This window comes from Bacterioplanes sp. CLAM21 (assembly GCF_059641015.1).
This window is the reverse complement of the sequence record NZ_CM184929.1, coordinates 250,649-265,572: the sequence shown is the minus strand read 5'-3', so window position 1 is coordinate 265,572 and position 14,924 is coordinate 250,649. Positions and strand designations below refer to the sequence as shown.

14 protein-coding genes and 1 riboswitch are annotated in these 14,924 nt (G+C 52.8%); of the genes, 7 read left to right on the top strand and 7 right to left on the bottom strand.

The genetic code is table 11. From position 1 onward, the window contains the following. Positions 1 to 6: 6 nt before the first annotated feature. The gene (locus tag AC55FS_RS01180; protein ID WP_496934235.1) at positions 7 to 582 is read left to right on the top strand and encodes a YceI family protein; all 576 of its coding nucleotides are present in this window, start codon (positions 7 to 9) and stop codon (positions 580 to 582) included. Between the two features lie 66 nt (positions 583 to 648). Here the strand turns inward: AC55FS_RS01180 and AC55FS_RS01175 are convergent, their stop codons facing one another. The 5 genes from AC55FS_RS01175 to prlC all read right to left on the bottom strand — a co-directional run bounded on the left by AC55FS_RS01175 (position 649) and on the right by prlC (position 6,579). After that, positions 649 to 1,683: a hypothetical protein gene (locus AC55FS_RS01175; protein WP_496934234.1), complete on the bottom strand. Its 1,035-nt coding sequence runs from the start codon at positions 1,681 to 1,683 to the stop codon at positions 649 to 651. After that, positions 1,673 to 2,278 (bottom strand): penicillin-binding protein activator LpoB, encoded by a 606-nt coding sequence (locus tag AC55FS_RS01170; RefSeq protein ID WP_496934233.1) that lies wholly within the window; start codon positions 2,276 to 2,278, stop codon positions 1,673 to 1,675. Before AC55FS_RS01170 ends, AC55FS_RS01175 begins: the two co-directional genes overlap by 11 nt. A 12-nt stretch (positions 2,279 to 2,290) precedes the next feature. Continuing rightward, the gene (locus tag AC55FS_RS01165) at positions 2,291 to 4,057 is read right to left on the bottom strand and encodes a COG3014 family protein (protein WP_496934232.1); all 1,767 of its coding nucleotides are present in this window, start codon (positions 4,055 to 4,057) and stop codon (positions 2,291 to 2,293) included. A gap of 216 nt (positions 4,058 to 4,273) precedes the next feature. Then, the gene (locus tag AC55FS_RS01160; RefSeq protein ID WP_496934231.1) at positions 4,274 to 4,531 is read right to left on the bottom strand and encodes a YheV family putative zinc ribbon protein; all 258 of its coding nucleotides are present in this window, start codon (positions 4,529 to 4,531) and stop codon (positions 4,274 to 4,276) included. Then, complete coding sequence (gene prlC / locus AC55FS_RS01155; RefSeq protein WP_496934230.1) at positions 4,531 to 6,579, bottom strand: oligopeptidase A; 2,049 nt, start codon at positions 6,577 to 6,579, stop codon at positions 4,531 to 4,533. Before prlC ends, AC55FS_RS01160 begins: the two co-directional genes overlap by 1 nt. A 74-nt stretch (positions 6,580 to 6,653) precedes the next feature. Between prlC and AC55FS_RS01150 the strand changes: the two genes are divergently transcribed. Further along, complete coding sequence (locus AC55FS_RS01150; protein WP_496934229.1) at positions 6,654 to 7,205, top strand: gamma carbonic anhydrase family protein; 552 nt, start codon at positions 6,654 to 6,656, stop codon at positions 7,203 to 7,205. Positions 7,206 to 7,231: 26 nt separating this feature from the next. Here the strand turns inward: AC55FS_RS01150 and htpX are convergent, their stop codons facing one another. Continuing rightward, the gene (gene htpX, locus AC55FS_RS01145; protein ID WP_496934228.1) at positions 7,232 to 8,119 is read right to left on the bottom strand and encodes a protease HtpX; all 888 of its coding nucleotides are present in this window, start codon (positions 8,117 to 8,119) and stop codon (positions 7,232 to 7,234) included. A 194-nt stretch (positions 8,120 to 8,313) separates the two neighbouring features. On the opposite strand from htpX, the gene AC55FS_RS01140 reads away from it, so the two are divergent. The 5 genes from AC55FS_RS01140 (at position 8,314) to AC55FS_RS01120 (ending at position 13,946) form a co-directional block, all read left to right on the top strand. Then, positions 8,314 to 9,834, top strand: a complete 1,521-nt coding sequence (locus AC55FS_RS01140; RefSeq protein WP_496934227.1) for a hypothetical protein — start codon at positions 8,314 to 8,316, stop codon at positions 9,832 to 9,834. A 108-nt stretch (positions 9,835 to 9,942) separates the two neighbouring features. Next, a riboswitch (TPP riboswitch) is annotated at positions 9,943 to 10,043 on the top strand. A gap of 102 nt (positions 10,044 to 10,145) precedes the next feature. Continuing rightward, positions 10,146 to 12,218 carry a TonB-dependent receptor gene (locus tag AC55FS_RS01135; RefSeq protein WP_496934226.1) on the top strand — a complete coding sequence of 691 codons (2,073 nt, stop codon included), beginning with the start codon at positions 10,146 to 10,148 and terminating at the stop codon, positions 12,216 to 12,218. Positions 12,219 to 12,230: 12 nt separating this feature from the next. Then, complete coding sequence (locus AC55FS_RS01130) at positions 12,231 to 12,497, top strand: hypothetical protein (RefSeq protein ID WP_496934225.1); 267 nt, start codon at positions 12,231 to 12,233, stop codon at positions 12,495 to 12,497. Between the two features lie 10 nt (positions 12,498 to 12,507). Then, the gene (gene pnuC / locus AC55FS_RS01125; protein WP_496934224.1) at positions 12,508 to 13,131 is read left to right on the top strand and encodes a nicotinamide riboside transporter PnuC; all 624 of its coding nucleotides are present in this window, start codon (positions 12,508 to 12,510) and stop codon (positions 13,129 to 13,131) included. Beyond that, on the top strand, positions 13,131 to 13,946 hold the full coding sequence (locus AC55FS_RS01120; protein WP_496934223.1) for a phosphotransferase: 816 nt from the start codon (positions 13,131 to 13,133) through the stop codon (positions 13,944 to 13,946). Before pnuC ends, AC55FS_RS01120 begins: the two co-directional genes overlap by 1 nt. Here the strand turns inward: AC55FS_RS01120 and AC55FS_RS01115 are convergent. Further along, positions 13,931 to 14,884, bottom strand: a complete 954-nt coding sequence (locus AC55FS_RS01115; RefSeq protein WP_496934222.1) for a homoserine kinase — start codon at positions 14,882 to 14,884, stop codon at positions 13,931 to 13,933. The two genes, AC55FS_RS01120 and AC55FS_RS01115, sit on opposite strands and share 16 nt — an antisense overlap. Positions 14,885 to 14,924: the final 40 nt, after the last annotated feature.

Below are 14,924 nucleotides of genomic sequence, written 5' to 3'. Positions count from 1 at the left end.
TAAATAATGAAAAAACTACTGATCGCTGCAGGTATCAGTTTGTCTGCTTTAGGGTCTGTAACGGCTCAGGCAGCTAGTTACGATATTGATACTAAAGGTGCCCATGCTTTTATTCAGTTTCGTATTCAGCACTTAGGCTATAGCTGGCTATTAGGGCGCTTTAACGAGTTTGACGGCCAGTTTGAATACGATGCCGCAGCGCCAGAGAAGTCGTCTATTAACGTTACCATTAATACCGCCAGCGTTGATTCCAATCATGCTGAGCGTGATAAGCATCTGCGCAGCGAAGATTTCCTGAACGTGGATGAGCATCCTAAAGCCATGTTTAAAAGCACGGGCTTCAAAAGCACTGGCGACGGCAAGGGCATGATCAGCGGTGACTTCACGTTAAATGGCGTGACTAAAAATATTAGTTTCCCCGTTGAGCGTATCGGCGAAGGCGACGACCCGTGGGGAGGCTACCGTGCAGGTTTTATGGGTAAAACCACACTTAAGCTAGCAGATTACGACATTACTTATAACCTCGGCCCGGCTTCTGCTGAGGTGGAGATTGAACTGCACGTAGAAGGCATTCGCAAATAAGCCTGATGCAGCATCAAAAAAACAGCTTGCCGGAGCAAGCTGTTTTTTTAGGGCTAACGCGACGAATTAGTCGAGATATTTCACCAAGCTACTGGCAAATGCGGTACCCATGGCTTTGGCCAAACGTTTGGCAGCACTTTGCTGGGCCATATCGTATAAACCAGAGACACCTTTAGCGCGCTCGCTAAACACAGATAACACCCGACCATTGCCATCCATAATCCGCACCCGACAGTCGGCGAAGACATAATGGGACTGGTTTTGGTAGCGGCCACTGATATCTGCTTCCAGCTCAAACGTCAGGTCGGCACCTTGCGATTGAATACGCAGCCCTTGCTGGGTTAATGCTTCAATCACGGCGGTTTCCAGCTTTTGTGCATCTCTGTCTTTGACTACCACCGCCACTTGCAACTGGCCAATCAATTGACTGATGCGCTGCTGCAACTGTTGTAGCTCGGTCGGTAGCGGTTCACTACGACGACTGGTGGCGACAAACGCCAGTTGCTCGGACAGCTGCTGACGTTGCTCAAACAACGGCATTGCCGGAAGCAAAGCCTGCAGTTGTTGTAACCGAGGTCCACTCACCGGCTGTTGCGCAATACTGCTCAGCTGTTGCTCTACATCGCCTATTCGACGCTGCAAACGTTGTGCTGCGGCACTACGGTCCAACTCTGCCAGTGCATAAGCATAGCGGCGGCCATTGTAGCTGCCAGTGTATTGCTCGCTGATGTGCACTTCGTCCAATTCGACCGGTTTGACCTGACTGCGTACCTGTTGGCGAACCACCCGCTCAATCTCGCTTTCACGGCCAGTACCGCTGCGCTCAGTCACCTGGTTTTCAAAGTCACTGCTGATGGTAACTTTGAGCTGACTGACCAGATCGGCACGCGCTAAGTCGGCGGCGCGCTGCAAGGCATCGGTTGGATTGCCATACACTTCCATGCTGCCAACGCCGTACGCATAACCGCTGCGTGACGGTGTTTGCTCAACCCACAAGGGGGTGTCATTGGCACCGCTGGAGGTGTTACTCGGCTGTGAAGTACAGCCGACCAACAGCAGGCCCGTGGTCAATGCCAGGGCCAGCGTGCGGTTAGAAGCCAAACGAGTTTTTCTCTTGCAGCTTTTGAATCTTCTTCTGGCCATTCCACACCTCACGGTTGGATTGCATATCGATCAGTTTCATATCCACTTGATAGAAGGTAACGCGGTCGTTACCGACCTGATCAACGATAGAATTGATGCTGCCGGACAAGGCAAAATCAGACGCATCTTCCATGCCCATCTCTTTGGCATTGCGAGAGTTCAATTCCTGGTCCTGACGTTCCGCACGGATGGCATCACGCTCGGCTCCACCGGTTACAAAGTCAGCACGGCCAGAACGAATAATGGCGCGCTTCACATCGTTAACGAAGGTATCAACGGCGATGTGCTCATGGGACTTGTTAGAAATGCGCGAGATAATGATGGTTGGACGACGGTTGTTGTTTTGTGAAAAATCACGCGCCCAAGGGAACGACAGCATATCGTCAATCATCTCATTGGCGACCAGCTCAGAGTCTTTTGCATTCCAACGGTCAGACAAAGCGATTTCCTGGCCCGGGTCAACACGCGATACTTTGGTGGCACAGCCACTGCTCACTGCCAGGGCTGCGCCCAACAAAGTGATTGAAGTCAGGCGAGTCAGAGTAATTGGCATAACAAGTCTTCCTTAATTTTCTGCGGTCTGTAATGCAGGTTCAGTGGCCGGAGTGACGGCACCTGTGGTTGGGTTTGGCAGTGAACGCACTCGCCAAAGACGAATGTCTCCAGCTTTCACGTCCATAGTAATGCTACTGCGATGCTGTTGCTTGCCGTGCAACTGTGAATTCAATTCAAGCTGATGTTGACCCGGCTCCAGCAAGGTACGGCGGATGCGGATGTCCTGTGGCAGTAGCAGCCAATTGCGGGTTTCCGCTGCATCGGTCAGCTGTGCAGTTAGCTTTCCGACCACGCCCAATAAGCCATTGCCACCGGCAACGGTTTGCGCCGTTAGCGCCTTTAACGACGTTCTTGCCAGTGCCAGTTGAATATCGGTCGAGGAGCGAGTCATCTGTTCCTGAATACCCATTTGTGCCGGATTGGATGCTTTAATCATCGGCAGCTGGCTGTCATTCACTGTCAAAATCGAGCTACCTAAAGGCTTCGCTGGGCGGTAATAGGGCACAGTAACCCGCATTGAGCTGCCAATCGCTTTAATCAGCCCTAAATCAACGGCTGTGTCCCACAAAGGACCAAGGCTTTGAGTCTTGGTGAAGCTATTCAGGACAATGCCGACTTCAATGGCATCCAAGTAATTGGCGAGAGCATCGACGAAGTTTTTGTCGGCGTAGAGCAGGTAAAACCAAGCTAGCTGATAGCGGTCGGTCGAAAAGGCATAGGGTGTTAGTTCCAGCGCCTTCAGTGTTGGATTGACCGACAGGTTGAGGTTCATCTCACGCCGCTGCGGTGCCAGACCTTTGTGTTCCAGAACGATCAGCTGTGCGTAATCTTTACTCAGCCATTGCTTGAGTTCCTGCTGTCTCGGTTTAGTCAGCTTTTCACGCTCATAACGACGAGCCTGAGTCTTCATGCCATCTTTATGCATCATGCGAATGGCATCAAACCAGGCCTGCTCCGTCATTGATTCATCGAGGCGGAACTGTTTGACGAAGCCGTCTTCGTAACTGGTCGCCGCTTTTTGATAGCTAATGCGAGCGTTGTCGTATTCGCCATTCATCTCAAAGCTAATGCCAGTGAGGTAATGGGCCATGGCATCATCACGGTATTGCAGCTGGTCCATATCAACCAGGTTGCCTTGCAGCTTTTCAAAGATTTTCAGGATCGTATTGAATAGCTGCGCATCTTTTTCCGCTTGCTCCGCATACGTCCCCTTGCGGCTGTTAAGATCGTTCAGACGGATGATAAGGCGGCGAGATTCAATGCGGGCGCCTTCTAAAGCGCTTAAGTAGTCACTGCGACTGCTGGCTTGCTGAGCCAGACCAAAATAGTTCAACGCTTTGTAGTAATTGATGAAAACTTTTTCGAAGTCGGCACCAGGGTAAGCGCCCTGGCGTGGATTCGACATCATCACCGCCATGGTTTCAGTGACACTGGTGGTTTCTAGCTGCTCGGCAATGCGCTCGGCTTGTTCTAGCAACGCGTTACTGGCAGCAAAATCATTTTGCAAATGCTTAACCACACCCAGCTCCAAGTGATAGAGCAGGCGGTCGTTGCCCTCGGCATCGAGAGACTTTTTAAAGCTTTGTTCGGCAGCAACAAACTGTCCTTGTTCAACTTCCGTCAAAGCCTTTTCAACCCCCTTGCCATAGGTTGCACAGCCACTGGCCAATAAGCACAGGCTGCTGATAGCAACAACACGTTGGGCTGATTGTTTAATCGCCGACAGGGGTGAAGGACCAGCGGAGGATGACCGCCGGATATGGGCCGTTGATAACACAGCAACTCCCTATGCATAAATGTTTTCGGGGCGGCAGTGTACCTTGCAGACAAATTGCTTGCCAACAGCTAATAAAAAACCCTGACGACCTCCGTGCCGTCAGGGTTTTCAGTTCGGGTGCTGAATGAACTAATGCTTTCAGTGTACTGACGATTGAAAGGCCATTCAATTATAAAAATCTATTGGCCTGATAACCAAAATCGCAGTTGATAAGCGTTAACTCTTGTCCGTTGGGTTGCTCAGTATGCGCAACGGTTGCTCATCCTCGTCTAACACAGCCTTACCCACAGGAGTAACCCGAGTCGCCAGTTCGCTGGCTTGGGCATCCAACTGCTGCTGCTCGGCGCTGGTCTGACTAAAGCCACAGCTAACGCATTCACGCACTTCGTCACCGTTGTCGTTGCGGAACATAACCACCCGATCCATGGCCGCACATTTGGGGCATACAGCGCCGGCAATAAAGCGGCGCTTCATCAGGCAGCATCCTTGGCATCGATACCGCTGTGGCGCAGCAGAGGTTCCACCGATGGTTTGCGACCACGGAAGGCAGCAAACAACTCTGCCGCTGAGCGGCTACCGCCGTTGGCCAATACGGTATCGCGGAATAAGGCACCGGTATCAGCATTGAAAATGCCATCTTCTTCGAAACGCGAATAAGCATCGGCACTGAGCACTTCTGCCCACTTATAGGAGTAGTAGCCAGCGGCGTAGCCGCCGGCAAAAATATGGCTGAAGCCATGCTGGAAGCGGTTGAACTCGGCTACCGGTACCACTGAAACCTGCTGGCGGACTTGTTGCAATAAAGCATCGATATCGACCTGATTGTCATCGCGATACTCATGGTGCAAGCGGAAATCAAACAACGAAAATTCCAGCTGACGCATCATCATCATGCCGCTTTGGAAGTTTTTGGCTGCCAGTAACTTGTCTAATAATTCCTGTGGCAATGGCTCACCGGATTGGTAATGGCCGCTGATAAAGGCCAGTGCTTCAGGCTCGTAACACCAGTTCTCCAGGAACTGGCTAGGCAGCTCTACTGCGTCCCAGGCGACGCCATTGATGCCACTAACAGCGGCAACATCAACCTGAGTCAGCATATGGTGAATACCGTGACCGAATTCGTGGAATAGCGTGGTCAGCTCATCGTGAGTTAAAAGCGCCGGTGTATCGCCCACTGCAGGGCTGAAATTGCACACCAGATACGCCACAGGTAGCTGCAGACCATCGACGGTCTGGCGACGAATGCGGCAATCATCCATCCAGGCGCCACCGCGTTTTTTCTCACGGGCATACAGGTCAAGATAGAAGGCAGCGATTTGCTGGCCGTCTTTTAATACATGGAAGAAGCGTACGTCAGGGTGATAGCTGTCGAATTCAGATTGCTCTTCAAAGCTAACGCCAAACAGACGGGATACCACTTCAAACATGCCGGAAATAGTACGATCAACGGGCAAATAGGGGCGGATATCTTCTTGCGACAGGGCGTAGCGTGCTTGGCGCAGCTTTTCTGCCGCATAGGTAACATCCCAGGGCTGCAGCGCTGGCAAGGCTAATTCGTCGGCGGCAAACTGCTGCAGCTCATCGAATTCACGCTGCGCCTGGGGCTTGCTGCGTGTTGCCAGATCATTCAGGAAGTCCATGACCTCATCGGCGTTGCCGGCCATTTTGGTGGCAACGGAATATTCAGCATAACTGTCAAAGCCCAGCAGCTGCGCCAGTTCAAAGCGCAACGCCAGAATTTCGCTCATCACTTCACTGTTGTCGAACTCGCCGGCGTTTGGACCCTGGTCAGAGGCGCGGGTAACAAAGGCGGTGTACACCTGCTCGCGTAACTGACGGTTATCGGCGTAGCTCATGACCGGCATATAAGCTGGGTAATCGAGGGTGATGAGCCAGCCATCCAGGCCTTTTTGCTGAGCTAACTGTGCCAGCAGGCCTTTGGCACTATCAGGCAAGCCGGATAGCTGGCTTTCATCACTAACGTGATGGCTCCAGGCATGGGTGGCATCTAGCACGTTTTCTCCAAACTTGCTGGTCAGCTCGGACAGTCGCTGTTTGATTTCGCCAAAACGACGTTTTTTATCGTCGTCCAAATCGACACCGGCCAGGCGGAAATCGCGCAGCGCATGTTCGATGGCGGTTTGCTGTGCCTGGCTCAGCTGATCAAAGTCGGATGAGTCACGCACGGCCATATAAGCATCGAACAAAGCCCGGTTTTGTCCCATTTCCGTGCTGTATTGGCTTAGCAGCGGTAAGCAGGCGTTATAAGCATCGCGCAACTCGTCTGAATTCATGGTTCCATTTAAATGACCGACCGGTGACCAAGCCTGAGCCAGCTCGTCATCCCACTGCTCTAACGGTGCTATCAGGTTGTCCCAGCTCGGTTCCGGCTGACTGTCGAGCAAGGCTTGAATACGCTGGCGGTTGTTATCTAGCAGCTGTTCGATCGCCGGTTGAATATGCTCTGGGCGAATGGCGCTGAAAGGCGGCAGGGTGTGACGTTGCAACAAAGGGTTGGTCATGTCGTGGTCCATGAAATTTGGCATTTCCTTTGTTATTGGGTCAAATAGCCAAAATTCAAATGAGAGGCAATGAGATGGCGGATATTCGCAGTTATCAGGGCATGGCGCCGCAACTCGGGCAGCGCGTATTTGTCGATCGCAGCGCCGTCGTAATCGGTGATGTCACCCTGGGAGATGATAGTTCGGTGTGGCCGCTGGCCGTGATTCGCGGCGATATGCACCGTATTCGCATTGGCGCTCGCAGCAGTGTTCAAGATGGCGCGGTATTGCACATTACTCACGCCAGTGACTACAACCCGGGCGGTTACCCGCTAGAAATTGGTGACGATGTCACCATTGGCCATCAGGCCATGCTGCACGGTTGTCAGATTGGCAATCGCGTCTTGATTGGCATGAAGTCGATGATTATGGATGGTGCCGTGGTTGAAGATGAGGTCATCGTTGCAGCGGGGGCGGTGGTGACGCCAGGCAAGGTACTAGAAAGCGGCTATTTGTATGTTGGCAGCCCGGCCAAAAAGGCCCGAGCCATCACAGACAAAGAGCGCAGCTTCTTTACCTATGGTGCCGGCAACTATGTGCGTTTAAAGGATAAGCACCTGGCGGAAGGCTATCATTTGCCGGCATAAAAAAAGCCGCTAATGCGGCTTTTTCTTTAGGCTGAGTAGCGCTGACGCAAGGCGTTGATGCGCTGGTCCAGCGGCGGATGGCTGGCAAACAGGGCTGACAGCTTGCCTTCGCCACGAATACCAAAGGCCACCAGCTCTCCACTTAAGTCCGATGGTTGCTCGTAGGTTTGCTGCAGTGCCGCCAAGGCACTGATCATGGCTGCCGGGTTGACCAGCTCGGCGCCTGCTTGGTCGGCACGATATTCGCGACGACGGCTAAACCAGGCAACGATGGTTGATGCCAGAATTCCAAGAATAATCTCAGCCACTATCGTAGTGACAAAGTAAGCAATGCCTGGACCGTCTTCGTTTTTGAAAACCGCCCGGTCAACGAAGTTACCGATAATACGGGCAAAGAACATCACAAAAGCGTTTACTACTCCCTGAATCAGCGCCAGAGTGACCATATCACCGTTGGCAACATGGCCAATTTCGTGGCCTAGAACCGCTTTTACCTGTTCTTTATCCATGCGTTGTAGCAGGCCAGTAGAAACGGCCACCAAAGCATCATTTTTATTCCAGCCGGTGGCAAAGGCGTTGGGGGCATCGGAGTGGAAGATGCCCACTTCTGGCATACCGATGCCGGCTTTGTCGGCCAATTCTTTTACCGTGCTCAGCAGCCACTGCTCGCCGCCATTTTGGGCTTGATCGATGATTTGCACGCCCATCGAACGTTTGGCCATCCACTTTGACAGCAGCAATGAAATAAAAGAGCCGACCATGCCGAACACCAGACAGAAGACCATCAGGTTGGCAAGGTTCAGGCCGCTACCAGATTGCTCAAAGTAGCTGTTCACACCCAGCAGCGACAGCGTAACGCTGGCTACTGCCACTACGGCGAGGTTGGTCGCCAGGAATAACAAAATACGCAGCATAGGTGCGTCCTCCCATCATGATCACGATTGTCGTGTTTATAGCGCCAATATTGTGTTTTTTGCGACAAAATCAATAGCACAGTGTGTCAGGAAGTGTGCGATTTAAGATTCGCAGCAGAAAGCCGTTAACCAAACTATGGCTTAGGACCTGTTAACACTATTTCGATCACGCTGTTATGAGCTAGAGGCCGCGTATGGATACACCCATGAAGCTCAGTAATGCCCATTATTTGCCCACGCCGCTGCCCAAGTCCCTAGACTTCATGGGTGAGCAGAATATTCGCGGTGTCAATACAACGCAGAGCTTGCCCGTCGCATCGATTGAGGAACCGGTGCTGGAAGCCCCCGTACGTTATGTTCAGTGGCAGCATCGCATCGATGGAGACGATCAGCTAGCAGCAGCACGGTCACATTTACCACGGTTGTCCGAGTCTTGGGCTGCTGCGGTGCAGGCCGGGCCCGGTCGGCACCAGAGTGAAGTCAGTCGTTATCAGTATCACTCCATGTTGGGTGAAGCGGACGGTGCTATTGAGCCCTCGTCGTGGCAATTACGCTCACAGCATAGCCTTGATATGACTATCACACTAAGCTCAGGTCGTAAGGTAACGCTGCAGTGGCGTAATGAAACTGGCCTAATGACAGCGCAGATTCAGGGCCAGACGCATGGTGTGTCGGTACAACGTAGCAGCATGGATAGCCAAATATCAGCGCCTTTGTCCGACCGTGAGCAACAGCAGCTCAGTGATTTTATCGAACGTCTTGAGGGGGTAGCTAAACAGCTTGAGCAGGGGCGTTTGGATATCGCCAGTCTGGGCTTAACTGAGCTGACCGACATTGACTCACTACGGTTCGAACTGCGCAACGACAACGGCCAGCGCTTAACGGTTGATTACCAGCAAGATGAACATCAACGTCAGCTTGACCTAGACTGGAATGGCCATCGGCTGGATCTAAGCGTCGCCGTTAATAGCTGGGGCGGTGCGTTACAGGCAGAGCAGCGCGAATCCAGCCTGCAACAGTATTTGGCCTTGATTGAATCTGGCTTACGCCAAGGCAAAGTCAGCGACGCGGTGCGCGACATGATCAGTCAGTCTTTTTCGATGTTGCAGCAAGCGGACACTGATGCTCTGTCCCAGCCGTCGTCAATGGCACTCACCGGGGCTGCACAGCAATTAATGACGGGTGTGGCGGACTTTTCGCTGCAGTATCAATCGGTGATTGAAAAGCCGAATCCTGATCCCAGTAAGGGCCACGAAAAAGTCTCGACCCGATTACAACTGCAGCAACTGACTGAGGTACGCGAGCAAGGCTCGCAACTTAAACTGCGGCAAACTCAGCGTTACCAGTTGGATGCCAGTTATTACCAACCGATCGATGGTCTAAAAGCGCCAGACTTTGGCAGTCAGAGCTATCGCTATATCAGTTTGTCAGAGCAAAGTGAGCGGGTGGTTGAAGCTGACTACCAGCAAGGCCTGCTGCAGCGTTTGCAAGTGCTGGATGAGTACCAGTGGCAGCGCCGCGAGCAAAGTTATCGTGCTGGTGAACTGGTGTCCGATGAACAGCAGGGCGATCATCAAGCACGATTGTATGATCTGACCGATGTACTGCGGGTTGAGCCACTGAATAATCTAGAGCTGCAGCAACACCAGTATGACGATGCACTGCTATCAGCACTGGTGATTCAACGACCCAAAGCTGCTTTGCAGCGCTTTTAACGCCACAAGCCCTACAAATAGCTGCTTGTGCGGCAGGTATAAAAGCGAATTACTTGCATGTGAGCTGGATTTGTCCTTTAAACCCGCCCAAGTCACGACATACAATGTGCGCCTCCCAAGGGGTGGCTTAGCGCCTGAGATGCTGTTGGCAGCAAACCCTGGAACCTGATCCGGTTAATACCGGCGTAGGAATGGGCTGTGGCGTACGCCGCATCGCAATAGTCAGAGCTGTGCTCCGACCTACGCTCAACCGGGTTTCTTTGTTTTGTCGCCGCATTGCTCGGCGAGCTGTCTGAGGAATCCAAAAACTTATGTTCGCCCCCTCCCGATTACTGCCCCTGGCCGTGTGCCTACCGCTGACCGTAATGGCCGATGAGCCGGTGTTGGATACCGTACGGGTCAATGCCGATTTTCGCCAAAGTGATGTGCAGCAACTGCCTGAAGCCGTGACTGTGGTGACGTCAGAACAAATAGAGCAGCGTTCGGCACAACATTTGGAGTCGGTGCTGTCGCTGGCGCCGAACGTGAACTTCGCGGCCGGTGCCTCACGCGGACGTTTTTTTCAGATTCGTGGTATTGGTGAGCGTAGCCAGTTCGTTGACCCGGTGAATCCGTCAGTTGGCTTAGTCATCGATGATATCGATATGACGGGCCTGGGTGCAGCCGCCAGCTTGTTTGATGTGCAGCAAGTGGAAATCTTGCGTGGTCCGCAAGGCACACGTTTTGGCGCCAATGCACTGGCCGGTTTAATCAATATCACCAGCCGCGATCCGAGTACAGAGAGTCAAGGCTACGCCAAAACCAGTGTTGGTAACTATGCCAGCCAAAGTATCGAAGGGGCAGTGGGTGGATCTTTGAATGACATGAGTCAGGCGCGCATAGCGGTCAAACTGATGCAATCGGACGGTTACAGCGACAATGAATACCTGCAGCGTGACGACACCCAAAACATCGACGAAAAGCTGTTACGGTTGAAGCTGGCAATACAGCCAGATGATGCCAGCCAGTTACGTTTAACTTACTTGTACGCCAATATTGATAACGGCTACGACGCCTTTAACTACGATAATGACCGCACAACTTTATCTGATGAACCTGGCAAAGATGCACAGCGTACACATGCGGTGGCTGTGGGCTACCAACGTCAGCTGAACTCTGCAGTGCGACTCGAAGCTGTACTGAACCGCAGTCGTAGTGACAGCGAATACAGTTACGACGAGGACTGGGCATTTGCTGGTATTCACCCAGATGGCTACAGCTCATTTGATGAATACTTGCGCGATTACCATCGCCGCAGCATCGACGTGCGCCTGCTGTCGGCCGCTGATGGACGAATTTTTGCCGACACTACCGACTGGGTGGTGGGCTTTTATCAGATGAACCGCGATGAATCGCTGCAGCGTAATTACACCTACAATGCTGGCCCTTATAAGAGTGATCTGGATGTCAGCTCTAGTTCTTTGTATGGCGAAGCGACTACCGTCTTTAGTCCGACACTGAGTCTGACCTGGGGGCTGCGTGGCGAGCGCTGGCGCAATGAGTTTGATGACAGTGCCGCCGTAACGGCAGACGAAAGCGAAACACTGTGGGGCGGTAAAATCACCTTGGATATGCTGCTATCGCCCCAGCATTTGGGTTATGTTTCTCTCGCTCGAGGGTACAAAGCGGGCGGCGTAAACAGTGATCCGGATATCAGTGAAGACAATCGCACCTTCAATACTGAAATCAACTTCACCACTGAGCTCGGACTAAAATCGAGCTTGCTAAACGATCGCCTGACCACCCGTGTTGCCGCTTTCTACATTCAGCGCCGTGATCAGCAAGTTAAAAGCTCCTACGCCATTCAGAATGCCGATAATTCGCTGACGTTCCAGGATTATCTGGCCAATGCTGCCGAGGGTCGTAACCGCGGCTTAGAGTTGGAAGCCAGCTGGCGTGCCAGTGAGCAGCTCGATCTGGCACTGAGTGCGGGCTATCTGGATACTGAGTTTGTTGACTACCGCTACCAGACCGAGGCCGGTGAATTTAGCAAGGATGGTCGTAGCCAGGCTCATGCGCCTGAGTACACGGTGGCGGCAGCACTGAACTATCGTTTCACATCCGCACTAGCACTGCAGCTGGAAAGCGAAGCCAAAGACGAGTTCTACTTTTCTGATAGCCACGATGAACGTTCTAAGTCTTATGTGTTGTGGCACGCGCGTTTGAGCTATCAATGGCAACAGGCACAGTTGGCGTTGGCAGCCCGCAACCTCACCAATACCGATGTTGAAACCCGCGGTTTTGGCGGCTTTGGCAATGACCCTCGCGATGGTTACGCCAGCAGTCGTTACGTGCAGCTGGGTCAGCCGCGGCTGCTGATGGTTGAAGCGAAATACACCTTTTAATGGGAATCAGACATGCAAATCTCGGTAGAAATTAGCAACTATCCTTTGGCTGATGACTATATCCCGGCGATCAAAGCTTTTATCGATCGCCTCAATGCCATTGAGGGTCTCATTGTGCTTACCAATACCATGAGTACCCAAGTCTTTGGTGAACACGAACTGGTGATGGATACGCTGAAAGAAGAAATGCAGCGTAGCTGGCAGGAGTTCGGCAAGTCGGTCTTTGTGTGCAAGTTTATCGGCGCCAACCTCGATCCGGCCACTAAGCCTCACGGTTAAGGAAATGGATATGGAGTCGATCTGGCAAGGTGTGATTAGCGCTGCTGCTGCCATGAGTCCTTGGGAAGTGGTCGCTGTGGCGCTGGGCATAGCCTATTTAGTGTTAGCCATGCGCCAGAGTAACTGGTGCTGGTACGCAGCCTTTGGCAGCACCGCTATTTTTAGCTGGCTGTTCTGGGATGTCAGCCTAGTGATGGAATCAGCGTTGAATGTTTATTACCTGGTAATGGCGATTTATGGCTGGTGGGCGTGGCGTAGCGGCGCAACATCCGCTGCAGAAACTAGGCCTGTGGTGAGTTGGACTTGGCCAAAGCACATGAGCGTCATTGCTCTGGTGCTGACACTAACGGCGATCAGCGGTTATTTGCTGGAGCAAAACACCGATGCGGCGTTGCCTTATCTAGATTCTTTCACTACTTGGGGCAGTGTTATCACCACCTTTATGGTGGCTCGTAAAGTGCTGGAAAACTGGCTCTATTGGCAGGTATTTAACAGTTGTGCCATCGTGCTGTATCTGGATCGCGAGCTCTACTTAACTGCCGTGTTGATGGCGGTGTATCTGCTGCTGGCGGTGATTGGCTGGTTTATGTGGCGCCGTGACTATCAACAGCAAGCTGAGATGGTGGCGGCCTGATGTTGGCGCTGCTAGATCAGTGGCCGCAGTGGGGTTTTGGTCAGCCACCGAGAGCCGCCCAAGCGCTGCCCGGCGGCCTGACCAACCAGTGCCTGTTGCTGGATATTCCACCTGCACGCTACGTATTGCGCATGGAGGCAGGCAATAGTGCCCAGCTGGGCATTGATCGTGAGGTGGAATATCGCATCCATCAGGCTGCAGCCGTCGACGGCTTAGTGCCGCCAGTGCGCTTTCGCAGCCGTGATGACCACTATTGGATTCGAGACTATGTGCGTGGCTGGTTGCTGCAAGAAGAGCAGTTAGACGAAATCGTGCTGCCGCAAATGGCGGATGTGCTCAAGCGGGTACACAAGCTGCAGGTGTCTTCGGTGCCGGAAGTCGATCTAATTGCCAAGGGTGATTTGTATTGGCGACGTATTTGCTCGCAGCGTTTGCCGGCAGCTAAGCTGCGCGAGCTGGTGGCCGATTTGCGTCGTCAGCTGCAAGGCTGGCCGTCGGCTGAGCGCTGCATTTGCCACCTCGATCCCACCTTAGGCAACTGGTTGCAAACCGGCGATGGCTGGCGCTTGTTGGATTGGGAATATGCCGGGCTTGGCCACCCCTACTGGGATCTGGCGGCCTTGGTGCAGGACGCCAATTTAACTGATGCGCAGGTACAATGTTTGTTAAAGGCCTATGGCGCAACGGATGACGATGCTTGGCAGTTTGCCCTGGCGCAGCTGCAATTTATTGCCGCGCTATGGTATTGCGCTCAGGGCATTTGGACTCAGCTGGAACTGGAAGCCTATTTGTTGGGCGTTCAGGCGCTCAGCTGACGCCGCGCCAATAATTTATCACGCAGCTCAGCCGGGTCTTTTTGCAACGCCAATTCGCCTTGCTGCTGTTGTTGATGCTGTTGCGTTAGCAGGCGGCTGAGCCAGAAGCGCAACGCCGCGCCGCGTAACACCAAAGGCCAAGCTTGCTGCTCTTCAGCAGTGAACGGACGTACCGACTGATAGCCGGCATGCAGCGCTTCGACCAAACCATCAAACCATTGACCACGAACATCACTGCACCAGTCGTTGGCCACAATGGCGAGGTCGTATAACCAGGCATTCTGACAGCCGTTATACAGGTCCAAAATAGCGCCGACTTGCGGCCCCTGATCGGTGTCGACAAACAAGGCGTTGTCATGAAACATATCGCCGTGAATCCAGCCATGCGGTAGGGATTGCCACAGCGGTTGCTGCTGCTGTTGGTAAGCCACTTCATCGGCCAACAGTTGTTGCTCTGGCTCTGATAAGTGCTGACCTAAGCTGGCATGATTGGCTTGCCACCATTCGAAACCGCGCGGATCGGGACGCTCGACCGCTAAATCGTCTGCAGCCAAATGCAACTGCGCCAAAGTGACACCGATGGCGTGGCAGTGCTGGGCATTGGGCTGAGTTATATGATGGCCGTGCAGTAACGGGCACAAAATAGCTGGTTTGCCATGCAGCTGGTGCAGCCATTGGCCCTGGCGGTCGGCAATGGGGGCTGGCACCAATAACCCTTTTTCACCTAAATGCACCGCGAAGCGAATAAAGTCTTCGACTTCATCGCTATCGTGATGCTCAAAGATGGTCAGTACACAGGCTTGCTGCTGTGTGGTGACAAAATAATTGGTGTTTTCAATTCCGGCTTCAATGCCCTTATAGGACACCAAAGAACCCAGATCGAACTGCGCCAGCAGGGTTTCGATATCTGCTTGGCTTAAGCTGGTATAAACCGACATAACTGCTCTTATCTGCCGTTAAACAAGGACATCACTGGCG